The organism is Paractinoplanes brasiliensis (assembly GCF_004362215.1).
Lineage (GTDB): Bacteria > Actinomycetota > Actinomycetes > Mycobacteriales > Micromonosporaceae > Actinoplanes > Actinoplanes brasiliensis.
Genome location: NZ_SNWR01000001.1, coordinates 5,252,252 through 5,272,389, shown reverse-complemented (window position 1 = coordinate 5,272,389; position 20,138 = coordinate 5,252,252). Strand labels below are relative to the sequence as shown.

The 20,138-nt window shown below is 68.6% G+C and carries 22 protein-coding genes; 15 read left to right on the top strand and 7 right to left on the bottom strand.

Going from position 1 to position 20,138, the window contains the following annotated elements; genetic code table 11:
- The first annotated feature begins 8 nt into the window (after positions 1 to 8).
- The 4 genes from C8E87_RS23985 to C8E87_RS23970 all read left to right on the top strand — a co-directional run bounded on the left by C8E87_RS23985 (position 9) and on the right by C8E87_RS23970 (position 3,931).
- Positions 9 to 1,268, top strand: coding sequence for an epoxide hydrolase family protein (locus tag C8E87_RS23985; RefSeq protein ID WP_438866106.1), 1,260 nt, complete (start codon positions 9 to 11; stop codon positions 1,266 to 1,268).
- A 76-nt stretch (positions 1,269 to 1,344) separates the two neighbouring features.
- A complete protein-coding gene (locus C8E87_RS23980) occupies positions 1,345 to 2,448 on the top strand; it encodes a hypothetical protein (protein ID WP_133875169.1) in 1,104 nt (367 codons plus the stop codon).
- A 39-nt stretch (positions 2,449 to 2,487) separates the two neighbouring features.
- Positions 2,488 to 2,835 carry an MmcQ/YjbR family DNA-binding protein gene (locus C8E87_RS23975; protein ID WP_133875168.1) on the top strand — a complete coding sequence of 116 codons (348 nt, stop codon included), beginning with the start codon at positions 2,488 to 2,490 and terminating at the stop codon, positions 2,833 to 2,835.
- 79 nt (positions 2,836 to 2,914) lie between these two features.
- A complete protein-coding gene (locus C8E87_RS23970; RefSeq protein WP_133875167.1) occupies positions 2,915 to 3,931 on the top strand; it encodes a LacI family DNA-binding transcriptional regulator in 1,017 nt (338 codons plus the stop codon).
- 214 nt (positions 3,932 to 4,145) lie between these two features.
- Here C8E87_RS23970 and C8E87_RS23965 read toward each other — a convergent pair whose 3' ends face one another.
- Positions 4,146 to 5,066, bottom strand: coding sequence for a zinc-binding dehydrogenase (locus C8E87_RS23965; protein ID WP_239079904.1), 921 nt, complete (start codon positions 5,064 to 5,066; stop codon positions 4,146 to 4,148).
- A 127-nt stretch (positions 5,067 to 5,193) separates the two neighbouring features.
- Here C8E87_RS23965 and C8E87_RS23960 point away from each other — a divergent pair, with 127 nt between their 5' ends.
- The 8 genes from C8E87_RS23960 (at position 5,194) to C8E87_RS23925 (ending at position 11,918) form a co-directional block, all read left to right on the top strand.
- Positions 5,194 to 6,042, top strand: a complete 849-nt coding sequence (locus C8E87_RS23960) for a TetR/AcrR family transcriptional regulator (RefSeq protein ID WP_203720463.1) — start codon at positions 5,194 to 5,196, stop codon at positions 6,040 to 6,042.
- On the top strand, positions 6,023 to 7,336 hold the full coding sequence (locus C8E87_RS23955; RefSeq protein ID WP_133877042.1) for an ABC transporter substrate-binding protein: 1,314 nt from the start codon (positions 6,023 to 6,025) through the stop codon (positions 7,334 to 7,336). The genes C8E87_RS23960 and C8E87_RS23955 overlap by 20 nt, the downstream gene beginning before the upstream one ends.
- Before the next feature lie 69 nt (positions 7,337 to 7,405).
- Positions 7,406 to 8,299, top strand: coding sequence for a carbohydrate ABC transporter permease (locus tag C8E87_RS23950; RefSeq protein ID WP_438866105.1), 894 nt, complete (start codon positions 7,406 to 7,408; stop codon positions 8,297 to 8,299).
- Between the two features lie 64 nt (positions 8,300 to 8,363).
- Positions 8,364 to 9,251, top strand: coding sequence for a carbohydrate ABC transporter permease (locus tag C8E87_RS23945; protein ID WP_133875165.1), 888 nt, complete (start codon positions 8,364 to 8,366; stop codon positions 9,249 to 9,251).
- A 117-nt stretch (positions 9,252 to 9,368) separates the two neighbouring features.
- Positions 9,369 to 9,686 (top strand): hypothetical protein, encoded by a 318-nt coding sequence (locus C8E87_RS23940; protein ID WP_133875164.1) that lies wholly within the window; start codon positions 9,369 to 9,371, stop codon positions 9,684 to 9,686.
- Positions 9,687 to 9,704: 18 nt separating this feature from the next.
- Positions 9,705 to 10,661 (top strand): DNA polymerase domain-containing protein, encoded by a 957-nt coding sequence (locus C8E87_RS23935; protein WP_133875163.1) that lies wholly within the window; start codon positions 9,705 to 9,707, stop codon positions 10,659 to 10,661.
- A 128-nt stretch (positions 10,662 to 10,789) separates the two neighbouring features.
- The gene (locus tag C8E87_RS23930; RefSeq protein WP_133875162.1) at positions 10,790 to 11,260 is read left to right on the top strand and encodes a helix-turn-helix domain-containing protein; all 471 of its coding nucleotides are present in this window, start codon (positions 10,790 to 10,792) and stop codon (positions 11,258 to 11,260) included.
- Positions 11,261 to 11,315: 55 nt separating this feature from the next.
- Positions 11,316 to 11,918 carry a PIN domain-containing protein gene (locus tag C8E87_RS23925; RefSeq protein ID WP_166661223.1) on the top strand — a complete coding sequence of 201 codons (603 nt, stop codon included), beginning with the start codon at positions 11,316 to 11,318 and terminating at the stop codon, positions 11,916 to 11,918.
- 248 nt (positions 11,919 to 12,166) lie between these two features.
- Here the strand turns inward: C8E87_RS23925 and C8E87_RS23920 are convergent, their stop codons facing one another.
- Positions 12,167 to 13,114 (bottom strand): helix-turn-helix transcriptional regulator, encoded by a 948-nt coding sequence (locus tag C8E87_RS23920; RefSeq protein ID WP_133875160.1) that lies wholly within the window; start codon positions 13,112 to 13,114, stop codon positions 12,167 to 12,169.
- Positions 13,115 to 13,177: 63 nt separating this feature from the next.
- On the opposite strand from C8E87_RS23920, the gene C8E87_RS23915 reads away from it, so the two are divergent.
- Together C8E87_RS23915 and C8E87_RS23910 are read left to right on the top strand one after the other, a co-directional pair.
- The gene (locus C8E87_RS23915; protein ID WP_133875159.1) at positions 13,178 to 14,158 is read left to right on the top strand and encodes an alpha/beta fold hydrolase; all 981 of its coding nucleotides are present in this window, start codon (positions 13,178 to 13,180) and stop codon (positions 14,156 to 14,158) included.
- Positions 14,159 to 14,179: 21 nt separating this feature from the next.
- Positions 14,180 to 14,416, top strand: a complete 237-nt coding sequence (locus tag C8E87_RS23910) for a type II toxin-antitoxin system Phd/YefM family antitoxin (RefSeq protein ID WP_133875158.1) — start codon at positions 14,180 to 14,182, stop codon at positions 14,414 to 14,416.
- On the opposite strand, the gene C8E87_RS23905 is transcribed toward C8E87_RS23910, so the two are convergent.
- The 4 genes from C8E87_RS23905 to C8E87_RS23890 all read right to left on the bottom strand — a co-directional run bounded on the left by C8E87_RS23905 (position 14,404) and on the right by C8E87_RS23890 (position 17,443).
- Positions 14,404 to 14,925: a P-loop NTPase family protein gene (locus tag C8E87_RS23905; protein WP_133875157.1), complete on the bottom strand. Its 522-nt coding sequence runs from the start codon at positions 14,923 to 14,925 to the stop codon at positions 14,404 to 14,406. The genes C8E87_RS23910 and C8E87_RS23905 overlap by 13 nt on opposite strands.
- A 5-nt stretch (positions 14,926 to 14,930) precedes the next feature.
- Positions 14,931 to 15,587 carry a response regulator transcription factor gene (locus tag C8E87_RS23900; protein WP_133875156.1) on the bottom strand — a complete coding sequence of 219 codons (657 nt, stop codon included), beginning with the start codon at positions 15,585 to 15,587 and terminating at the stop codon, positions 14,931 to 14,933.
- Complete coding sequence (locus C8E87_RS23895) at positions 15,584 to 16,678, bottom strand: sensor histidine kinase (RefSeq protein ID WP_133875155.1); 1,095 nt, start codon at positions 16,676 to 16,678, stop codon at positions 15,584 to 15,586. The genes C8E87_RS23900 and C8E87_RS23895 overlap by 4 nt, the downstream gene beginning before the upstream one ends.
- 105 nt (positions 16,679 to 16,783) lie before the next feature.
- Complete coding sequence (locus tag C8E87_RS23890) at positions 16,784 to 17,443, bottom strand: alpha/beta fold hydrolase (protein WP_133875154.1); 660 nt, start codon at positions 17,441 to 17,443, stop codon at positions 16,784 to 16,786.
- 53 nt (positions 17,444 to 17,496) lie between these two features.
- On the opposite strand from C8E87_RS23890, the gene C8E87_RS23885 reads away from it, so the two are divergent.
- A complete protein-coding gene (locus C8E87_RS23885; protein WP_133875153.1) occupies positions 17,497 to 18,459 on the top strand; it encodes a helix-turn-helix transcriptional regulator in 963 nt (320 codons plus the stop codon).
- 9 nt (positions 18,460 to 18,468) lie between these two features.
- On the opposite strand, the gene C8E87_RS23880 is transcribed toward C8E87_RS23885, so the two are convergent.
- Complete coding sequence (locus C8E87_RS23880; protein WP_133875152.1) at positions 18,469 to 19,518, bottom strand: hypothetical protein; 1,050 nt, start codon at positions 19,516 to 19,518, stop codon at positions 18,469 to 18,471.
- Positions 19,519 to 20,138 lie beyond the last annotated feature (620 nt).

Genomic DNA, 20,138 nt, shown 5'->3' with positions numbered 1-20,138 from the left:
ACGGGCCGATGACGGCTTCCGGCGAGTCCTCGTCCTCTCCCGCGCCGACCTCATCGTCCCGCGCACCGGCCACATCCCCTCGCGGACCGGACACATCCTCCCCCGCGCCGGACACATCCACTCGCGGACCGAACATGTCCTCCCCCGCGCCGGTCACGTCGTTTCGTGTGTCGATCACGGACGCCGCCGTTGCCGATTTGCGGGGCAGGCTTTCCCGTACGCGGTGGCCTTCGCCCTCGCCCGCCCCAGGCTGGACCGCCGGCCCGCCTCTATCCGACGTTTCGGATTTATGCGCTTACTGGGCTACGGGGTATGACTTCGCCGCCGCCTCGGATCGGCTCAACCGGCATCCGCAGTTCCACACGGTGATCGACGGGGTGGGGATCCACTTCGTGCACGTGCGGTCGTCGCGGGCCGACGCCGTGCCTCTGCTGCTCACCCATGGGTGGCCAGGGTCGATCGTGGAGTTCTTCGACGTGATCGCGCCGCTGTCCTCATCTTTTCATGTGGTGTGCCCGTCGTTGCCCGGGTACGGCTTCAGCGACGCACCCGCTGTTCCCGGCTGGGGCGTGGCGCGGGTGGCCGACGCGTGGGCCGCGCTGATGACCCGACTCGGATATCCCCGATTTGTCGCCCAGGGACACGACTGGGGAACCAGCGTCAGCACCCAGCTCGGTCTGCGGCATCCGTCCCGGGTCATCGGGCTCCACCTGGTTCCGCCGCTGGTCGCGCCCGACCCGGCGACGTTCGGCTCGCTCACCCCGGCCGAGCAGGCCGCCCTGGACGACCTGGCGGCGGCCGCGGACGGGGACGGCTACTCGTTCGTGCAGTCGACCCGGCCGCAGACCATCGGGTACGCGTTGGTGGACTCCCCCGCCGCGCTGTGCGCCTGGATCATCGAGAAGTTCCACGCCTGGACCGACGGCGATCCGCTGACCCGCGACCAGCTGCTCGACAACCTGATGATGTATTGGCTGCCGGGCGCGGGCGCGTCGGCCGCGCGGATGTACTGGGAGAGCTTTCCCGAGGTGCAGGCCATCTTCCGGGGCGACGGCAGTTCGGCGCCGATGGTCCCGGTGCCGGTCGGGTGTTCGATCTTCCCGCGCGAGAACCCACGGCCGTCGCGGCGCTGGGCGGAACGCCGCTTCACCGACATCCGGTACTGGAACGAGCCCGTACGGGGTGGGCACTTCGCCGCCTTCGAACAGCCGGAGTTGTTCGTGGACGAGGTCCGGGCCTGCGTGGCCGCCCTCCTCAAAGGAACTTGAGCGTTCCGGTTCCTACCATCGGGGTACGTCAAACGGGCCATAGCTCTCGGTCAATTGAAACGGCAACAATTGGGCCATGACCGCGCCGGGCGACTCTGTGCTGATCTTCATCCTGCTGGCCCTTTTCGTCGCCTGCTGTGGATACGCGGCCGGGCGCATCCACCAGCGGTACCAGCTCAAGCAGGACCGCGAGGAGGCGTACCGGGACGGGTACGAGACCGCCTCCAACCGGGTCTTCAGCCTGGCCGTCCGTTCCGCGGTGCCCAAGCGCTCTCCGGAGGCCGACCCCGGGCGCGCTGTACGGCATCAGGGGGCCGTCTCCTCTTCAGAGGGCCCCGCTTCGGCAGGCCCCGCTTCGCCCGATCCCTCGTCGCCGGACCGGCGGGCGCATCGGCGCCGCTCCTCGAAGCCGGCTGCCAACGCGGGACGGCTCGGCTATCCGGAACCGTCGCCGCCCTCGCTGGGGTTCCCGGCGCCGCCACCGCCCCCGGCCAACGCCGTGGCCGAGCCGCCCGCCGTCGGGGGCGTCCGATACCAGCCGTTCCCGGATCCCCGCACGGCCGATGGCCCCGGACTGCGACGCCCCGCCTACATCGACTCCTCGGCGCTGCCGGGCCCCGCCGCTGCCGCGTCCGAGCCTTCCCAGCCCTCGGCCGAGCCTTCCCCCGCCGCGTCCGGGCCTTTCCCCGCTGCGCCGTGGCCCCTTTCTTCACCCGACCCCGCCTCCCCTGGGCCCGGCCCGGAACCGTGGTCCGGCCCTGGCTCGCCTACCGACGCCGGCTCGGCGTATGGCCCCAGCTTGGCGTCCGGCCCCAGCTCGGTGGCACGCCCACGCTCAGCACCAATCCCCGGCTCGGCGTCCAGTCCCGGCTCGGTGGCAGGTCCCGGCTCGGCGTCCAGTCCCGGCTCGGCGTCCGGTCCCGGCTCGGTGGCAGGTCCCGGCTCGGCGCCGGACCCAATGCCCGCTTCGGCGTCCGGCTCGTCAGAGGCCGAGCAATCGGACGACGACCGGCCCGCGCCCCGCTCGGGAGGCAAGCACACCGTCCCCGACGAGCTCGTGCACGCGGCGACCTACCGGCTTCCGCCCGACCGGGTGTTCCGCGCGAAGGTGCCCAACGGCTCGAACCTGCCCGAGGAGCCCACGACCAACCTCCCGGTGCCGAAGCCTCGCCGTCCCTGATCCGCTTTTTCTGTCACACCCCCGCCGTAGGGTCCTCTCATGGTCACCGTCGACGACGTACGGCGGGTCGCCCGCGACCTTCCGCGCAGCTCAGAACACCTGATCCACGACCGTGTGAAGTTCCGCGTCGGCTCGATCGTCTACGTCGCGTTCTCCCGGGACGAGACGGTCATGGGCTTCGCCTACCCCAGGGAGGAAAGGGCGGCGCTCGTCGCCTCCGAGCCCGCGATCTTCCATCTCCCCCGCGAGTCCGACCTGCGTTTCAACTGGGTGCGGGCCTGGCTCGCCGAGCTCGACGACGACCGGATGACCGAGCTGGTCCTGGACGCGTGGCGCATGGTCGTTCCGAAAAAGGTGTGGAATGCGCACTTCCCCCGCCTGGCGTGACCGGCGAACGGGTGCGTTCGGGTGGGGCGACATCGATGTCATACTTGGGCGTCCCGTTGCTGAGAGTGCTCGGAGCGTTATGCCCGCCGACGATGTGACCGTTCGCCGGCCCACGTTGACCCAGGTGGCCGCCCTGGCCGGGGTCAGTCTCAAGACCGCCTCCCGCGCGCTCAACCAGGAGCCCAACGTGGCGCCCTCGACCGGGCGGCGGGTGCGGGACGCGGCCGATCTGCTGGGTTACCGGCTCAACGGCATCGCACGCGAGCTGCGGCGCGGGGCCACCTCGGCGCTGGTCGGCCTGGTCAGCGGCGATCTCACCAACCCGTTCTACTCGGCCGTGGCCAGCGGCATCGAGCGCGAGCTGCGGCAGCACGGGCTGCTGCTGATCACGGCCAACAACGACGAGGACGCGATGCTCGAGCGGAGCCTCGTCGACGCCTTCCTGGAACGACGCGTACGGGCGTTGCTGGTCATACCCAGCGCCGACGATCACGAATATCTCGCGATCGAGGGCAACCGTGGGGTCCCTTTCGTCTTCCTCGACCGCCCGCCGGACGGGCTGGCCGCCGATGCCGTACTGATCGACAACGCCGGCGGGGCACGTTCGGCCGGGGAACATCTACTCGCGGCCGGCCACAAGCGCATCGCGATCGTGGCCGACCTGGCCCGGATGGCGCCGCAGCGCGCACGGATCGACGGTTTCGTGGGTGCCATGCGCGCCGCGGGCAACCGCGCGTGGGAGCCCTACCTGCGAACCGACGTCCACGACGTGCGCCATGCCGAACGCACCGTGCGCGAACTGCTCTCGCTCGACCCGGCGCCAACGGCCATCTTCACCACCAACAACCGCCTCACCACCGGCGCGCTGCGCGGCATGCGCGACCACAGGGAGCCACCCGCCCTGGTCGGCTTCGACGATTTCGACCTGGCCGACGTCCTCGGCACCACCGTGGTGGCCCACGACATGACAGCGCTGGGCCGAGAAGCGGCGCGTCTCGCCCACGAACGCATCAGCGGCCATTCCGGCCCGGCCCGCACCATCGTCATCTCCACCTCCATCATCGCCCGCGGCTCCGGCGAACGCCCGCCCCGCTGACCTCCCGCCAACCACCCACGCCGCCTCGGCGCCCACCGGCGTGTTCAACCATCGGCACACCCCGTACACCGCCGGCGTGCCCCCGGACACCAACCAAGCCCGCAGCCCACAGTGCTGGATGTTGTCTCGCTGCAGTCGGCGGTTCTCGTCGGATCAGCGTTGGTGGGCTCAGTGAACGGGGCGCGGAGATCAGCCTGGTCAGTTCCGCAAGGAGTCAGGGGGTGAGGACGATACGCCCGAACACTTCGCCGGCGTCCATCTTTCGATGCGCCTCGGCGGCTTGGTTCAGGGGCAGGACGGCGTGCACGACGGCATGCAACTCGCCTCTGGCGGCAGCGGCGAACTGCTCCACGCGGACCGTGTCCCTGGCGGCGACCGGAACAGTGTCGAGACTGAACGTGGCCAGCGAGCGGGATTGCTGGAAGCCGGCGATCAGACGCATACCGAAGTCCGTCGGTGGCATCCCGGCCACCACGCCAACGACCACCATGCGCCCGTTCGGCGCGAGCCGGTCGATGAAGCTCGGCAGGCCGGGTCCACCGACGATGTCGATGACGACGTCGTAGGTTTGCGGCGTTGCCGGGCCCCCCGCCCCGGAGCGGTCGAGGACGTGGGTCGCCCCCAGCCCACGAAGCAGGTTCCCGCGCTGGGGCGATGACGTCGTGACCGCGATCGCTTCCGCCCCGCCGCGTGCGGCGATCTCCACGGTCGCAATGCCGATGCTGCCCGATGCACCGCGCACGAGCACGGACTCACCCGGGGCGAAATGCGCGTGGGTGAGTGCGAAATGTGCGACGGGGGCCGCACTTCCGAGAGTCACCGCGTCGATGGAGCTCAGGTCGTGGGGGAGGGCGACGACGTCGCCGACCCGGGCGAGGGCCTGCTCGGCGTATCCGCCGCCGGTTCCGGTGAACGCCCACACGCGGCGACCGAGCCAGGACTGGTCGACGTCGGTTCCGACCGCCGTCACCCGCCCGGCGACCTCGCTGCCCGGAATCAGTCCGGTCGTGAAACCGTAGCCGCCCAGGGTCCCGCGGCGGATGACGGCATCGACCCCGCCGACCCCGATCGCCTCGGTCTCGATGACCACCTGCCCGGGGCCTGCCTGGGGCTCGGCGACCTCGATCGTCGCCATGCCACCGGGGTCCCCGAAAGCCTGGATTGCCACTGCTCGCACGATTGTCTCCATTTCCGGCGCCGCCGACGTCGTACCGTTGGGGACGCTAATGGACGCCGGCGTCCACTTGGAGGAAGTGAGAAGGATGAGCGAGCACGTGCCTCACCTGCCTCGCCCGCTTCGCGCCGACGCGCGCGAGAACCGCGATCGAGTTCTTGAATCGGCTCGCGTGTTGTTCTCCGAGCAGGGCCTCGGGGTCACCATGCGCCAGGTCGCTCGTCGCGCGGAAGTGGGTCCCGCGACCCTCTACCGGCGTTTTCCGACGAAGCAGGTGCTCGTCGAGGCAGCGTTCGCCGACGAGGTGCGGGCCTGCCGGGGCATCGTCGAGGGCGGTTGCGCGGCCGAGGACCCATGGCTTGGCTTCTGCTCGGTCATCGAAGGACTCACCGTGCTCAACGCGCGCAACCACGGCTTCACCGAGGCTTTCATGGCCGCTGCCCCGGACGTCGACATGTTCGCCGCGCACCGCGCGTCGCTGCTGCGGATGCTCGCCGGGCTGGTCGGACGCGCTCAGGACGCTGGCGCGCTGCGTGGTGATTTCGTCGTCGACGACCTCGTGCTCGTCCTGCTTGCGGGTCGTGGACTGTCGTCATTGCCGCTCAGGCTCCGGGACAAGGCGGCGCGACGCTTCGCCGCCCTGAGCATCGACGGTTTCCGGGCCTCCGACGCGAACCGGCGCCTGCCCCGAGCCCCGCGACTGACCACCGGCGCCTCGATCATCCGCAACCTCCGGCCGGACGCGACAGGAACCGCGTCCACTGAGGAAGCCGCTGGTCAGCGGACATACGATCAGGTAACAACACAGGGCGCACGTAACGACACGGAAACAGGCGTTGACACGTGTTCGGTTCAGGCGGCACGGTACTCCCCATCGCGTGACAACGATGTCAATCTTTCGATGGGAGAAATTCGGGATGGCCTTCAAGCCGGTTAAGGACGGTGGGCGAGGTGGCCGGACGCGCTTCACTCGACGGGCTGCGGTCGCAGCCGTCGGTGTCGCCGCGCTTCTGACCGCCGGGGCCTGTGGGTCCAGTGACGACAGCAGCGGCGGCGGCTCCGGCTCGTCCAAGGTGGAGGTGTTCACCTGGTGGGCCGACGGCGGCGAGAAGGCCGGTCTGGACGGCCTGGTCAAGCAGTTCGGCACCGACTGCGCGGGGCAGACCTTCGAGAACGGCGCGGTGGCCGGTGGCGCCGGCGCGAACGCGAAGTCCGTGCTCGCCTCCCGGCTGCAGCAGGGCGACCCGCCGGACACGTTCCAGGCGCACGCCGGCGCCGAGCTGCAGGACTACATCAACGCCGGCCAGATCGAGGACCTCAGCGCCGACTACGACAGCTGGGGCCTCAAGCAGGCGTTCCCGCAGGGTCTCATCGACAACCTGACGGTCGAGGGCAAGATCTACTCGGTGCCCGCGAACATTCACCGGGCCAACGTCGTGTGGACCAACAAGAAGGTTCTCGCCGAGGCCGGCATCACGAAGGACCCGACCGACCTGGCCGGCTTCATCGCCGACCTCGACAAGGTCAAGGCCAAGGGCATCAAGGCGCCGCTCGCGGTCGGCAAGGACTGGACCCAGCTGATGCTGTTCGAGTCGGTGCTCATCACCGACCTCGGCCCCGACAAGTTCACCGGCCTGTGGACGGGCGCCACCGACTGGAACGACGCCGGCGTCACCAAGGCCATCAACGACTTCAAGCAGCTGCTCACGTACACCAACACCGACCGCGACGCCCTCGACTGGACCGACGCCGAGAAGCTGGTCATGGACGGCAAGGCGGCGTACCAGCTGATGGGTGACTGGGAGGCGGCCGACCTGGACGCCAAGAAGTTCACCGACTACGCGTGGTTCACGTTCCCGGGCAACGGCGACACCTTCCAGTGGCTGGCCGACTCGTTCGTGCTGCCCAAGGGCGCCAAGAACCCCGAGGGCACCAAGTGCTGGCTGAAGACGGTCGGCTCGGCCGCGGGCCAGAAGGCGTTCAACACCACCAAGGGCTCGATCCCGGCCCGTACTGACGCCACGCCGGGCGACTACCCGAAGTACCAGCAGGCCGCGATGGCCGACTGGAAGTCGTTCAAGCAGGTCCCGTCCTGCGCCCACGGCTCGGCCTGCTCCCAGGGCTGGCAGGGCGCGGCCAACTCCGCCCTCGGCAAGTTCTCGACCAACCAGGACGTCGCCGAGCTGCAGAAGGCCATGGCCACCGCCGCGTCCGAGTTCGTCAAGAAGTAAGCACCAGCTGAGGATGGGGGCGGCCCGCACGCCGTCCCCATCTTCGGCGTTGATCCTCAAGGAGCCCTGATGCGCCGACTCCGGCACTGGGGACCGGGCTTGCTGCTGCTCTCCCCGTCGCTGATCCTGCTCGCCGTCTTCGTCTACGGCCTGATCGCCTGGACGACGAAGGTCTCGGTGTCCGACGAGCACAACGCTCTGGGGTCGAAGGGCTTCGTCGGTCTCGACAACTACACGAAGCTGTTCACCAACGACATCAACGACCGGTTCACCCACTCGCTCAGGAACTTGCTCATCTTCACGGTCGTGTTCCTGGCCGGGGCCATGTTCTTCGGCCTGCTCTGGGCTTTCATCCTGGAACGCGGGGTCCGGGCCGAGGGCTTCTTCCGTACGGTGTACCTCTTCCCCATGGCGGTGTCGTTCGTCGCCTCGGGTGTGGTGTGGCGCTGGCTGATGAACCCGAACACGGGCGACAACGCGGGCGGGCTGAATTCCGTACTGGGTGGGCTGGGTCTTGATTTTCTGCAGAACACCTGGTGGACCAACCCGGACTGGGGCATGGCGGCCATGGCGATCCCGGCGATCTGGCAGCTGTCGGGTTACGTGATGGCGTTGTTCCTGGCCGGCTTCCGGGGCATCCCGCAGGAGTTGCGCGAGGCGGCGGCGATGGACGGGGCGAGCACGTACCGGCTGTACCGCAACGTGATCTTCCCTCAGCTGACGCCGGTCGCGCTGTCCGCGTTGATCATCATCGGGCACATGTCGATGAAGATGTTCGACCTGATCATGAGCGTGTCCGGTCCGCAGTGGCTCACCGAGGTGCCCGCCATCTACGTCTGGCAGACGCTTCTGACCAGCGACTACGCCAAGGCCGCGGCCATCTCGATCATCCTGCTGCTGCTAGTGGCGGTCGTCATCGTGCCGTACCTGATCTACACGAACCGGCAGGAGAAGAACGCATGATCACACTGCACCGGAGTCAGCGGAGCGTCCGCAGGGCCAGGAGAGCATGCAACGAGGGCTCAGCATGACGACCGCGTCGATCCAGGCGCCTCCTCCCGTCGAGAGCCTGGAGCCCGTACGGAAACCGCGTCGGGGAACCGGGCCGGGTTCGATCATCAAGTACGCGCTGGCCCTGCTCTTCCTGCTGATCGTGCTGATGCCGATGTACGTGCTGATCGTGACCAGCTTCAAGTCGGGCTCGGACATCGGCGTGGCCAGCCAGTGGAGCCTTCCCGAGACGTGGACTCTGGCATCGTGGGAGAAGGCGTGGACGGCGTTGCAGCCCGCGTTCTTCCGCACATTCCAGCTGGCCATCCCGGTCGCGATCATCTCGTCGCTGATCGGGGCGGCCAACGGTTTCGTGCTCAGCCGATGGCGCTTCCCCGGCGCCGACGTGGTGTTCACGCTGATCCTGTTCGGCATGTTCATCCCGTACCAGGCAGTCATGATCCCCCTGCGCGAGATCGTCACCACCCTGGGGATCCCGCCGGGCATCACGACGCTGGTGTTCGTGCACTGCGTCTACGGCATCCCGATCTGCACGCTGATCTTCCGGAACTATTACGCCACCACGGTCCCCGAAGAGCTGATCGAGGCGGCCCGGGTCGACGGCGCGGGGCTCCTGCGCACGTTCACCCGGATCATCCTGCCGATCTCGATCCCCGGTTTCGTGGTGACGATCATCTGGCAGTTCACCTCGGCCTGGAACGACTACCTGTTCGCGATCTTCCTGTCCAACACCCGGAACGGGCCGATCACGATCGCTCTCAACGCCCTGGCCGGCGCACAGTCCCCCGACTACGCCGCGTCGATGGCGGGCGCGCTGATCACGTCGCTGCCGACCCTGGTCGTCTACGTGCTTCTGGGTCGCTGGTTCATCGGCGGCCTGATGGCGGGCTCGGTCAAAAGCTGACGCCGCCGGGAGGGCCCCCGGCGCGCCGAACGGCGTGCCGGGGGCCGGGTCACCGTTCGGTCAATCCATCCCCGGCGGTAAAGACGCGGGGACTTGATCACCACTAGGCTCGACGGTGTGAGCTTCACCGAGCGCATGGCGTACGCCCTCGAGAGGGACCTGTCCGACGAAGAGCGCCACGCCAAGGTGGGGCTACGGGTCACCGCCATCACGCTGGGCTGGGCGGTCATCGTTCCCATCCTCATCGCGTACGGGGTCACCGGCCGTCAACGCGAAACCGAGGTGCTCTCGGTCGCCGCGTCGCTCACGCTGCTGCTGCCCTTCACCGCCGCTGTGGTAGCCACTCATGGCCGCCGGTTCGGCCTCGGGGCGGCGTACGTGGTCCTCACGCTCTTGATGGTTCTGCCCGCGGTGTGGGTCGCCCAGCTGGGCTGAGTCCGGCACGATGGGCGGATGGCAGACAAGCCCGAGGAACGCGACGGCGTCAAGCTGACCAACCTCGACCAGGAGCTGTTCGAGGGTGCCGGCGCGACCAAGCGTGACCTGGTCGACTATCTGGACGCCGTCCGCGAGCGGATCCTGCCGGTGCTGCACGACCGGCCGCTGTCGGTGATCCGGCTGCTGCGCGGGCAGGACAAGTTCATGCAGAAGAACCTGCCGAAATACACGCCCGACTGGGTGCCGCGGACGACAGTGTGGGCCGACTCGTCACACCGCGAGGTCACGTACGGGCTGTGCAACGACCGCCGTACGCTGCTGTGGTTCGGCAACCAGCGAGCCATCGAATACCACCCGGCCCTGATGCTCGCCGGCTCGACCGCCCCCACCCACCTGATCATGGACCTGGACCCACCCGAGGGCGGCGCGTTCCGGCTGGCCGTGCGAGCCGCGCGCCTGGTCCGCGAGGCCCTGCGAGGCGCCGGCATGTCCGGAGCGGTGAAAACCAGCGGCGCCAAGGGCGTGCACGTCTTCGTGCCGCTGGACGGCGAGTCCGACCCCGAGCAGGTCGCCGCCGCAACCCGAGCCGTGGCCGCCCGCGCCGAACGCCTCGACCCCGACCTGGCCACCACCGCCTTCATCCGCGACGACCGCCACGGCAAAGTCTTCCTCGACGCCACCCGCTCCGGCGGCGCCACGGTCGTCGCCGCCTACAGCCCCCGGGTGCGGCCCGGGGTGCCGGTCTCGTTCCCCGTGTCGTGGGACGACCTCGACGACATCAAACCCAGCGACTTCACCGTGCACACAGCGGCCGGCCTGCTGGGCGACAAGGACCCGTGGGCTTCGGAGATGCCGTCGCCGCAGCCGCTGGACCCGGGCCTGATCGAGGAGGGCCGCACGATCCCCGTAGCCCGGGTGCAGGCCATGCACGAGGGCAAACGCCGAGCCAAAGCCCGCCGCGAAGCCGAATGAGCCGCGCTGGTTCTCGCTTGGCGCCAGAGCCCGCTAGACTGTATCCAAGTGAAATAAATTAAACGTGTTGCACATACTGCGAATGTGACGCAGGCTTGGCGCACGGGCACGGCAGCGAGGGGTCGACCATGAGCACAGCAACGACACTTGCTGCGACGGCACACCAGCTTTCCGAGGCCGCCAACCGGAAAGGGAGCCCTGAGCACGCCTCCCTGAAGGCGCTTCTGGCACTGCTCGCCGAAGCCCCGGGCGAGGAAGTGCGCCTGACGGTCGGACACGCCGGCGATGTTGCCGTTCCAGACCTGGTGGTGGATCTGTTGAGGCAGATCAGCGCTGTCTTGGACCGTGGAGACGGCGTAGTCGTCAGCGAGGTCGCCCGCGAACTCACCACCAGCGAAGCCGCCCGGATACTGGGCGTCTCCCGGCCGACGCTGACGAGCCTGCTCGACCGAGGCGAAATTCCGTCTCACAAGGTGGGGACTCATCGACGGGTGGCCCTGCAGGACGCACTCGCCTACCGCCGCCGTCGCATAGCCCAGCAACGCGCCACCTACGAGGCGCTGATGGCCGAGCAGGACGAACTCGGCATTCACGAATAAGCTTCACATAGTCGCTTCAAAGGAATGGCATCGGTAGCCTGCGACGGTGCTACCGGTGTCGCTCGCAGTGTTCGTGGATGCCAACATTCTCTTCTCGCGTTGCCTGCGTGACTGGTTGGTGATGTTGGCTCTCGACAGTCAGCACACCGCCTTCAGATTGCGCTGGAGCGAGGCCGTACTGGCAGAGGCCTTCTACCACCTACGCCGCAAATATCCGGATGCGCCCGAGCAACAGATCGAACGTTGGCGCGACCGGCTTGATCAGAACTTCCCCGAAGCCAAGGTCACCAGCTGGAATCCGAACGATGTTCCTCGTCCGCAGGATCCCAACGACCACCATGTCTTGGCAGCGGCCTACGCCGGCGAAGTCGACATCCTCATCACGAGCGACAGTGATATCAACGACTTCCAGGCCTGCCTCGACCAGGTCGACGCCGGCATCGAGGTGCACCATGTCGATGATTTTCTCTGCATGATCGCCGATCGCCACCCACACCTGGTTCGTCTGCGCTATCTCTCCCAGATTGCGTACTGGCAGCGCCGTGCTGGATCGACAGTGGAGGCCGCCGCCGACTCCAGCAACGAAGCACTCGACAGAGCTGGCGCCAAGCGGTTCGCCTTCTTGCTCGGCACCGATGGACGCTTCCGCATCTGGTGACTTACGGGCGATGCGTGACGCCGGGGGGCCCACGCCGTGATGTGTGACTACCCGGTGCCACGAGAGCTCCATCGCACCGGTTTCCGTGACGCGGGTCGGACTGTCGCCTACCGCCGCACGGCCTGAACCCCGTACGGGAATGGACGGCCACGAATCAGCAGTGGCGGTTGCGCTTCGGCATTGGAGCCCTGACGACACGGCGTGGTATGCCGCAACGGTCACCGATGATACGACGTCCCGTTCCGGTCTCAGGCGTATCGCTTGACGAGCGCGTTGCCGATGGAGGCCAGCCAGTCCCGTACGCCTGGAGGGCCGGTCACCTCGACCCAGGCGATCAGGCCGGCAAGCTCGCCGGCGAGCAGGTGCTCGTCGCTGCCGCGGATCACGACCTCGATGCGGCCGTCGGTTGTGACACCTCCCACCACGAGCCGGCCGCCGAACCCTGTCCGGAGCACATCTATCCCCTCGGGCGCGCACACCACCCGGGCCTCGAGGGGTGTCCGCTTGCGGTCGACCTCGTCCGCGATCGCGCGCCAGCTCTCGGCAAGGTCGAATCCCTCGGGCCGGCGCACGGGATCGCCGGTCAGGCCGACGGACGACACGCGGTCGATCCGGAAGGTCCGCCGGCCGGTCCCGGTGTCGGAGACGAGATACCACGACGGGCCTTTGGCGACGATGCCCAGCGGGTGGACAGTTCGCTCGGTTTCGCTGCCTTCACGGTCGACGTAGCCGAGCCTCACCTGGACGCCGTGGATCACCGCGTCCTGAAGCTCGTCGAGGAAGCGGGGCGGCCGGGGCTCGACCCAGCTCGCCCCCCACCGCTGCGGGTCCATGACGAGAGACGACGCTGCCGCCTCGGCCTGCACCCGGAAGGGCTCCGGCAGGGCCTGGACGAGTTTGCGCAGCGCCGCCTTCGCAGCCGGCGTCATCGACGAGGCCGGGCCGGCGACCAGGAACAGGGCGCGTGCCTCACTGGCGGTCAACCCGGACAGGTCGGTGCGGGCGCCGCCCACGAGACGCCAGCCGCCGCCCCGGCCCCGCACCGAGTACACCGGCACCCCGGCCATGCCCAGGGCGTCGAGGTCGCGGCGGGCAGTGCGCTCGGAGACCTCCAGTTCCCGGGCGACCTCCGCCGCGGTCACCTGCTCGCGGTGTTGCAGCAGAAGGAGAATGGAGATCAACCGGTCGGCTCGCACCCGGGCAACACTGCCAGGGAAACCGGTCAGGGGTTGACCGGTATCGGACCGCATGATGCCGGCATGACAACCGATTTTCCCGAGCCCACGCGCATTCCGGTCAACGGCGTGGAACTCGAAGTCTTCGAAGCCGGCCGGCAGAACGCGGGAAACCCCATCGTGCTCTGTCACGGCTGGCCCGAGCATGCCTTTTCCTGGCGTTATCAGGTGCCGGCTCTGGCCGCGGCGGGCTACCACGTCATCGTTGTGAACCAGCGCGGTTACGGCAACTCGTCCCGTCCCGCCGAAGTGACGGACTACGACATCGAGCACCTGTCGGGTGACCTCGTCGCCCTCCTCGATCACTACGGCTACACCGATGCCACCTTCGTGGGCCATGACTGGGGCGCCTTCGTCGTCTGGGGCCTGACCCTGCTGCACCCGAACCGGGTCAACGGCGTGGTAGCGCTGAGCGTGCCCTACCAGGAGCGCGGAGAGACGCCCTGGATCGAGTTCATGGAGGCCGTGCTCGGCGCCGACTTCTATTTCGTCCACTTCAACCGGCAGCCGGGCGTCGCGGACGCGGTGTTCGAGGAGAACACGTTCCGATTCCTTCGGAACCTGTACCGGAAGAACGTGCCCCCGGCAGAGCCTCAGCCGGGCAATGCGTTGATCAACCTCGCGAGAGCGGGAACCCCACTCGGTGAGCCCGTCATGAGCGACAGCGAACTGGCCGTCTTCGTCTCCGCCTTCGAGTCGACAGGGTTCACGGGCGGGATCAACTGGTACCGAAACCTGGACCGCAACTGGCGCCTGTTGGCGGACGTGGACCCGATCATCCGGCACCCCACCCTCATGATCTACGGCGACCGCGACACGGTCGCGAGGGCCGGAAGACTGACGGAATTCGTCCCGAACGCGGAAGTGGTCACCCTGGACTGCGGCCATTGGATCCAGCAGGAGAAGCCGACGGAAACAACCGAGGCGATCCTGAAGTGGCTGAACCAGCGGGAAGCCGATCAGCAACCGCGAACACAGAAAATTCCGTCGCGCGCGGAGCTGTAGCGCATGTGCCACCTTGGGTTGGTGAGCGAAGTCGGACTGCGGGAGGTGCGGCAGAACGCCGGCGCCCTGGTGCGCCGAGCACAGGCGGGGGAGCGAGTGACAATCACCGTCGCCGGTCGCCCGGCTGCCGTGCTCGGCCCGGTCAGCCCGCGCGCCTGGCGGAAGTGGGACGACCTCGCCGGCGTCTTCGATCAACCCACCGACCCGGGGTGGACCGCCGACCTGAGGGCCGAGCGCAGTGGCGGTCAGGACGGCTGAGCTTCCAACCAGCGTTCCACCTCGGCCGGCGTACGCAACAGCACCGTTTCCGGAAACTCCGGGCTCGCCTGCCATTGCCTCATGCGGCGGCGTTTCCGGGCGTACGAATGCACGTGGAACCACAGAATCGAATCGCGGTCGAAGAACGACGCCCGCCATGTCTCGTAGTTGCCGTTGCAGGCCGGGGTTCGGCGCACGATCCGGGTCACCGTGCGGCGCAGCAAACGCCATCCCGAGCGCCGGCGGGGCAGATCCAGCCCGACGATCAATTCGGCTCGCGCCAGAACGAGGTCGTGCCAATACCCGTACGCGGCGTCGATGACCCACTCGTCGGCGGCCAGCAGCTTCTCGATGACTTCTCGCTGCTGATCCGGAGGCAACGGCACCCATCCCGGCTGCCACATCAGGTCGTCGATCGAGTGGTACGGCAACCCCAGCCGCTCGCCGATCCGGGCGGCCAGCGTGGACTTGCCGGAACCGGTCACCCCGTACACCAGGATCCGCCGCATGCGGGTCACGACAGCGGCCCTGCCAACCCGTCCTCGAACGCCACGATCACCAACTGCACCCGATCCCGTACGCCCAATTTCGCGATCGCCCGGGTGATGTGGGTCTTCGCGGTGAGCGGGCTGATCACCAGCTCGCGGGCGATCTCCTCGTTGGACAGTCCGGCCGCTACGAGGCGTACGACCTCGCGTTCACGATCGGTGAGAACGGCCAGACGGTCGCCACCGGGAGCAGCCGCCACCGGCCGGTGCGCGAACTGCCCCACGACCCGCCGGGTGACGCTCGGGGAGAGCAGCGCGTCACCGGCCGCCACGACCCGGACCGCGTGCCGCAAGCCGTCCGGCCCGACCTCCTTGGTCAGGAACCCGCTGGCCCCGGCGGCGAGCGCGGCGAACACGTACTCGTCGGTCTCGAACGTCGTCAGGATGATCACGCGCGTCTCCGGGAGCTCGGCGAGCACCGCCCGGGTGGCCGCGATCCCGTCCATCCCCGGCATGCGGATGTCCATCAGGATCACGTCGGGCCGCAGCTCCCGCGCGGTGCGGACGGCCTCGTCGCCGGTGGACGCCTCGCCGACGACCTGGATTTCCCGGTCCCGCCGGAGCAGACTGCGAAAGCCGGCCCGTACGAGGTGCTGGTCGTCGGCGAGAAGCACTGAGATCATCCGCGTCCGCCGTAGGGGATCGTCGCCCGTACGGAGAAACCGGCCTTGCCCGGACCGGCCGTGAGCGCCCCGCCCAGCGCGGCCACCCGCTCGCGCATGCCCGCGATCCCGTGACCGTCGATCACCGTCTCGGGCGCGGTGCCGTCGTCCTGCACGTCCACCACCACGCTCGCCGGCGCATAGCGCAACGTGATGACAACCCGTTGCGCCCCCGCGTGACGGACGGTGTTGGTCAGCGACTCCTGCACCACTCGGTAGACCGCCGTGGCCACCGGCGCCGGCACGTCGGCCCGTTCGCCGAACTCGTTCAGCGACACCGGCAGCCCGGCCTCACGCACCTGCTCGACCAGCCGGTCAAGCCCGTCCAGGCTTTCCACCGGCCCCTCGCGCAGAACGTCGACAAGCGACTTCAAGTCGGACATTGCCTTCCCCCGTACGTCCTGAGCCAGCCGGAGTGACGTGCGGGCTTCCTCCGGGTCCGTGTCGAAGGCGTCGAGCGCGACGTTGAGGTGCACGCCCACCACCGCGAGGGTGTGCGAAACAACGTCGTGCAGGTCGCGGGCGATGCCGACACGTTCCTCGGCCCGGCGCCGCCGCGCGTCGAGCTCGTGTTGCCGCTGCTCCTGTTCGAGGCGCAGCGCCATCTCGTGCTGCCAGCGGCGGGTGCTGAGGTAGGCGTTGGCCGCGGCCAGCACGGCGGCCAGCCACAGCGCGTCACCGCCGACGTGCGCGAGCGCCCAGGTGCCGTCGTGGTCCTGGTTGACGAAGCCGTCCCAGGCGATCCCGTACGCCAGTGCGAGCCCACCCGCGACGAACGCGAACCGCAGCCCACCGGCGAGCACGACGGCCACGAACGCGGCGGTGGCCGGCCATGCCCAGCCCGACCCGACGAGGTCGGCGCCACGCATCCCGGCCACCAGCAGAAGCGAGACCACCAGGACCGTACGGGGGGACCGGCGGACGAAGCAGGCGAACACCGCGAGCCAGGCAGCCAACGTGAGCGTCATGATCGTGTCGACGTCACCGCCGGTGATCGCGAGGCCGGCCGGAACCCCGGCGAGAGTGAGGACAGGAGCGAGATATCTGGTCATGGCCCGGACGTTAGGGTCGTCGGCGCCCACGGCACGTCGTCCGGCGGCGGACACTTCCATCGACGCCTCCCGACTACGGCCTACACCGTCTGAAGTATCCCCGGGCTAGGCAGCCGCCAACAGACGGGCCAGTTCGGCGGGCTTGCTGAGCTGGGGCCAGTGGCCCGAGTCGATGTCGACCAGCTCGACGTGTTTGGCCTTGGCCAGCTCGGGCAGCTCGCCGGAGTCGATCCACTCGCGAGCCTGGGCAGGGCTGTATTCGGGGCAGACCATGACGACCGGGATGTCGTAGCGCCGCTCGTCGGACAGGCGCACCGTCGCCTTGGCCACGCCCTCCGCAACCGGGATCGCGTTCGCCGAGAACTCGGCGCGGGCGGCCGGGGACAGGTCGGCGGAGTCGGCGCCCTCGAAGGGTTCCCAGCCCGGGAAGGTCACCACGCCGTTCTCGACCGGGAAGAAGTCGGCGTAGGGCTGACCGTCGGCGTTGGGGAAGCCGCCGATCATCACGACCTTGCTCACCCGGGCCGGCCGCGCGTCGGCGACCAGCCACGCCAGGGTGCAGGCGGCCGAATGCCCAACCACCACCGAGGGCCCGTCGGCCGCGTCGACCACGGCGAGGGCCGCGCTCACCTGCTCGTCGAGCGTGGGCACGTCCAGGTTCACGGCCACCGCGCGGCGGCCCTGCTTCGTCAGCTCGGCGACCACCCCGTCCCACGTGGAAACGTCGAGCCACAGGCCACCGAGAAGCACGATCTGATCAGTCATGACCCCAACCTAGGACCCGTTCCGGACGTTCTGCTTCCGGTAAGTTCCGAGGCGTGGAGAATCCCTCGAGTCCCACCTCCCGGGCGCTGCGCACGCTCGAAATCCTGCAGGCCCGCCCCGGCACGACCGCCGAGCAGCTCGCCACCCAGCTGGGCGTCACCGAGCGGGCCGCACGCCGTTACGTCGGGATCCTTCGCGAGGCCGGCATCCCCGTCGAGTCGATCAGAGGCCCGTACGGGGGATATCGCCTGGGCCGCGGCACCCGGCTGCCACCCGTCGTGTTCACCGAGGAGCAGGCCCTCGGGCTGGTGATGGCCGTGCTCGACGGTCAGCCGGCCGCGATCGACGCCGACGACCTGGTCGGGTCGGCGCTGAGCAAGGTGATCCGCGCCCTGCCCGAACGCATCGGACGGCAGGCGGCGGCCTTACGGGCGTACGCGTCAGCCGCCCCCGACCGCAGAGCCGCGCGCGCCGACCCCGCCGTCATGAGCACCCTGGTCGCCGCCGTCGCCGAACACCGCCGGGTTGCCGTCACCTACGCCAACGAGACCGGTGACCAGTGGGACGCCGAAGCCGACCCGTGGGCCGTCGTCGTGCGTTTCGGCCGCTGGTATCTGCTGTGCCATTCGCACCGGGCCGACGCCATCCGCACGTACCGTATCGACCGGATCCGCGCCGCCCGTCAACTCCCGCAGCGTTTCGTCCCACCGGCGGACCTCGACCCGGTCGCCGCGCTGGAACAAAACCTGGCCACGGGCTGGAAATACCCGACCCGCATCGTCTTCCACGCCCCGCATGCGCAAGTGGCCCCCTGGATCCGCCCGACCATGGGCCGCCTCGAACCCTCGGGCCCACAGGAGTGCGTGCTGATCGGGAGCACGACCAATACCCGCATGTACGCCCAGGAGTGGCTGCCCGCCGTGCCTTACCCGTTCACCGTCGTCGAGTGCCCGGAACTGCGCGAGGCCGTCGCCGAGGTGGCCGCCCGGTTCGCGGCTGCCGCTCGTACGGACTGAGGTGACGTTCTAGGGCTTGATGCGCCAGAAGATGCCGGGCCGACGAAACACGAACTCGGGTGCCGCCTCATGTTGAAGCTTCCGCGCCCACTTCCTGCCTTCTGCACGGAACGTTCTGCGGCCCGACCGGCTGCAAATCTTCCCCGCGGTCCCGGCCCACTTCTTAACCGCAGCGATTGTCTCGGCAGTGCTCTCACGCTGCGACGTCCCCGGCAACGTCCGCTCGTCAACGCCCATGTCCACGAGCTCCCTCAACCACTTCCGCCTCAGCTCATCCTGGCGCTTCCGCCGGGTTTCCAGCGTCAGCCACAGTTTCAGCTCGTCCAGCCAGTCTTTGCCGTCCTCCCAAAGGAACTGGTCGTTCCTGTTCCCAGGTATCAACCAAATCAGCCGCGGCGCCGGATCCAGCTCGGGCGCGGGGCGGGCCGGGTTCTGAGAGCTGTCCTGAGAAGCTGCCCGGCAGAGCTTCCGAGTGGTGCTCTGAAAGGTCTTCTCGGTCTCTGCTCCACGACGGACCATCAGAAGGACGATCGAGCCGCTTGCGGCAGCCCACAAGATTTCCCCGGCGAAAAGAGCCATGACGGAAATTGCCAGGAAGGCGACCGCCAGCGCGTTGTGCATCGTGAACTCGGCGCGGATCTTCGCCGCGAAAGCTCCCGCCTCCGGAGCGTTCTTCCGGAGCCAGTCGTACCCGTCTCCCGCGGCCTTGTCGCTCATGACCCACCAATACTTCGGGCGCCACCGCCGATCGGCGCCCTCGTACACGGAACGACTCGGCAACGGGGGAAGCCACCAGCCGTGCTCGTTGCCTCGCTGCACGATCTTCGCCGCGGGCGCGATCACGTATCCGACCACGAACGGCACGAAAAGCAGGACCAGCGTCGCCGCCGCAATCGCGTTGCCGCTGTTGAGCTGGCCCCCCACGACAGCGTTCAGCAGCCATCGCCATTCATCGTGACCGAACATGATGATCCAGGAGCCGAGCAGGACGAGGCCCGGAACATACCGCGCGAGTATGTCGAAGAAGACTTGCGGGACGAGCTCGGCGAGGGCCTTCATCGTGTGCTCCTCCTCGCGCTCACGAAGGGGCGAGAAACGGCACCCCTTTGGCGCCGGCGCCGAGACTTGAAATCCTGGCACAGCGAAGCAGGACCATGCGGCCGCCCGCGCAAGGTGCATGCCCATGCACAAACTCACGAGTCGGGCCGACGCCCGCACATCGGCTTGCTCCGCATCCGCAGAGCAGGTGATCGCCGCGCCCCGATGCCGCGGCCTTCGGCCGGACATCCGGCGCCCGCCTCGTTTCCGGCCACCCGGAGCAGCTGAAAGGAACTCGCTGGACGGCGTTCGGCCAAGATCACACCCGCATCGTCCTACCGGCTCCGCTTGATCTGTCTGTCGCCGTCGTGGACGAGCGCTGCCTCGTCGTCACGGACACGGCGTCTCGGGCAGCGGGTCGCCCGCCGCCGGAACCACCGGGGTGAGGTCAGGCGAGACGGAGCGTACGGATGATGACGGCCTCGCCGCCGACCGTGACAGGGCCGTGGGGGCGGCATAGCGAGAGCCTCGGCGACGGCGCGGTGGAGCCACCCGCGGACCGTCGAGAGAATCGCACATGAATGAACATGACGGTCGGTCGGGCCGGTCGTCTGAAGTGACCATATCGGCTGGCAGATCCG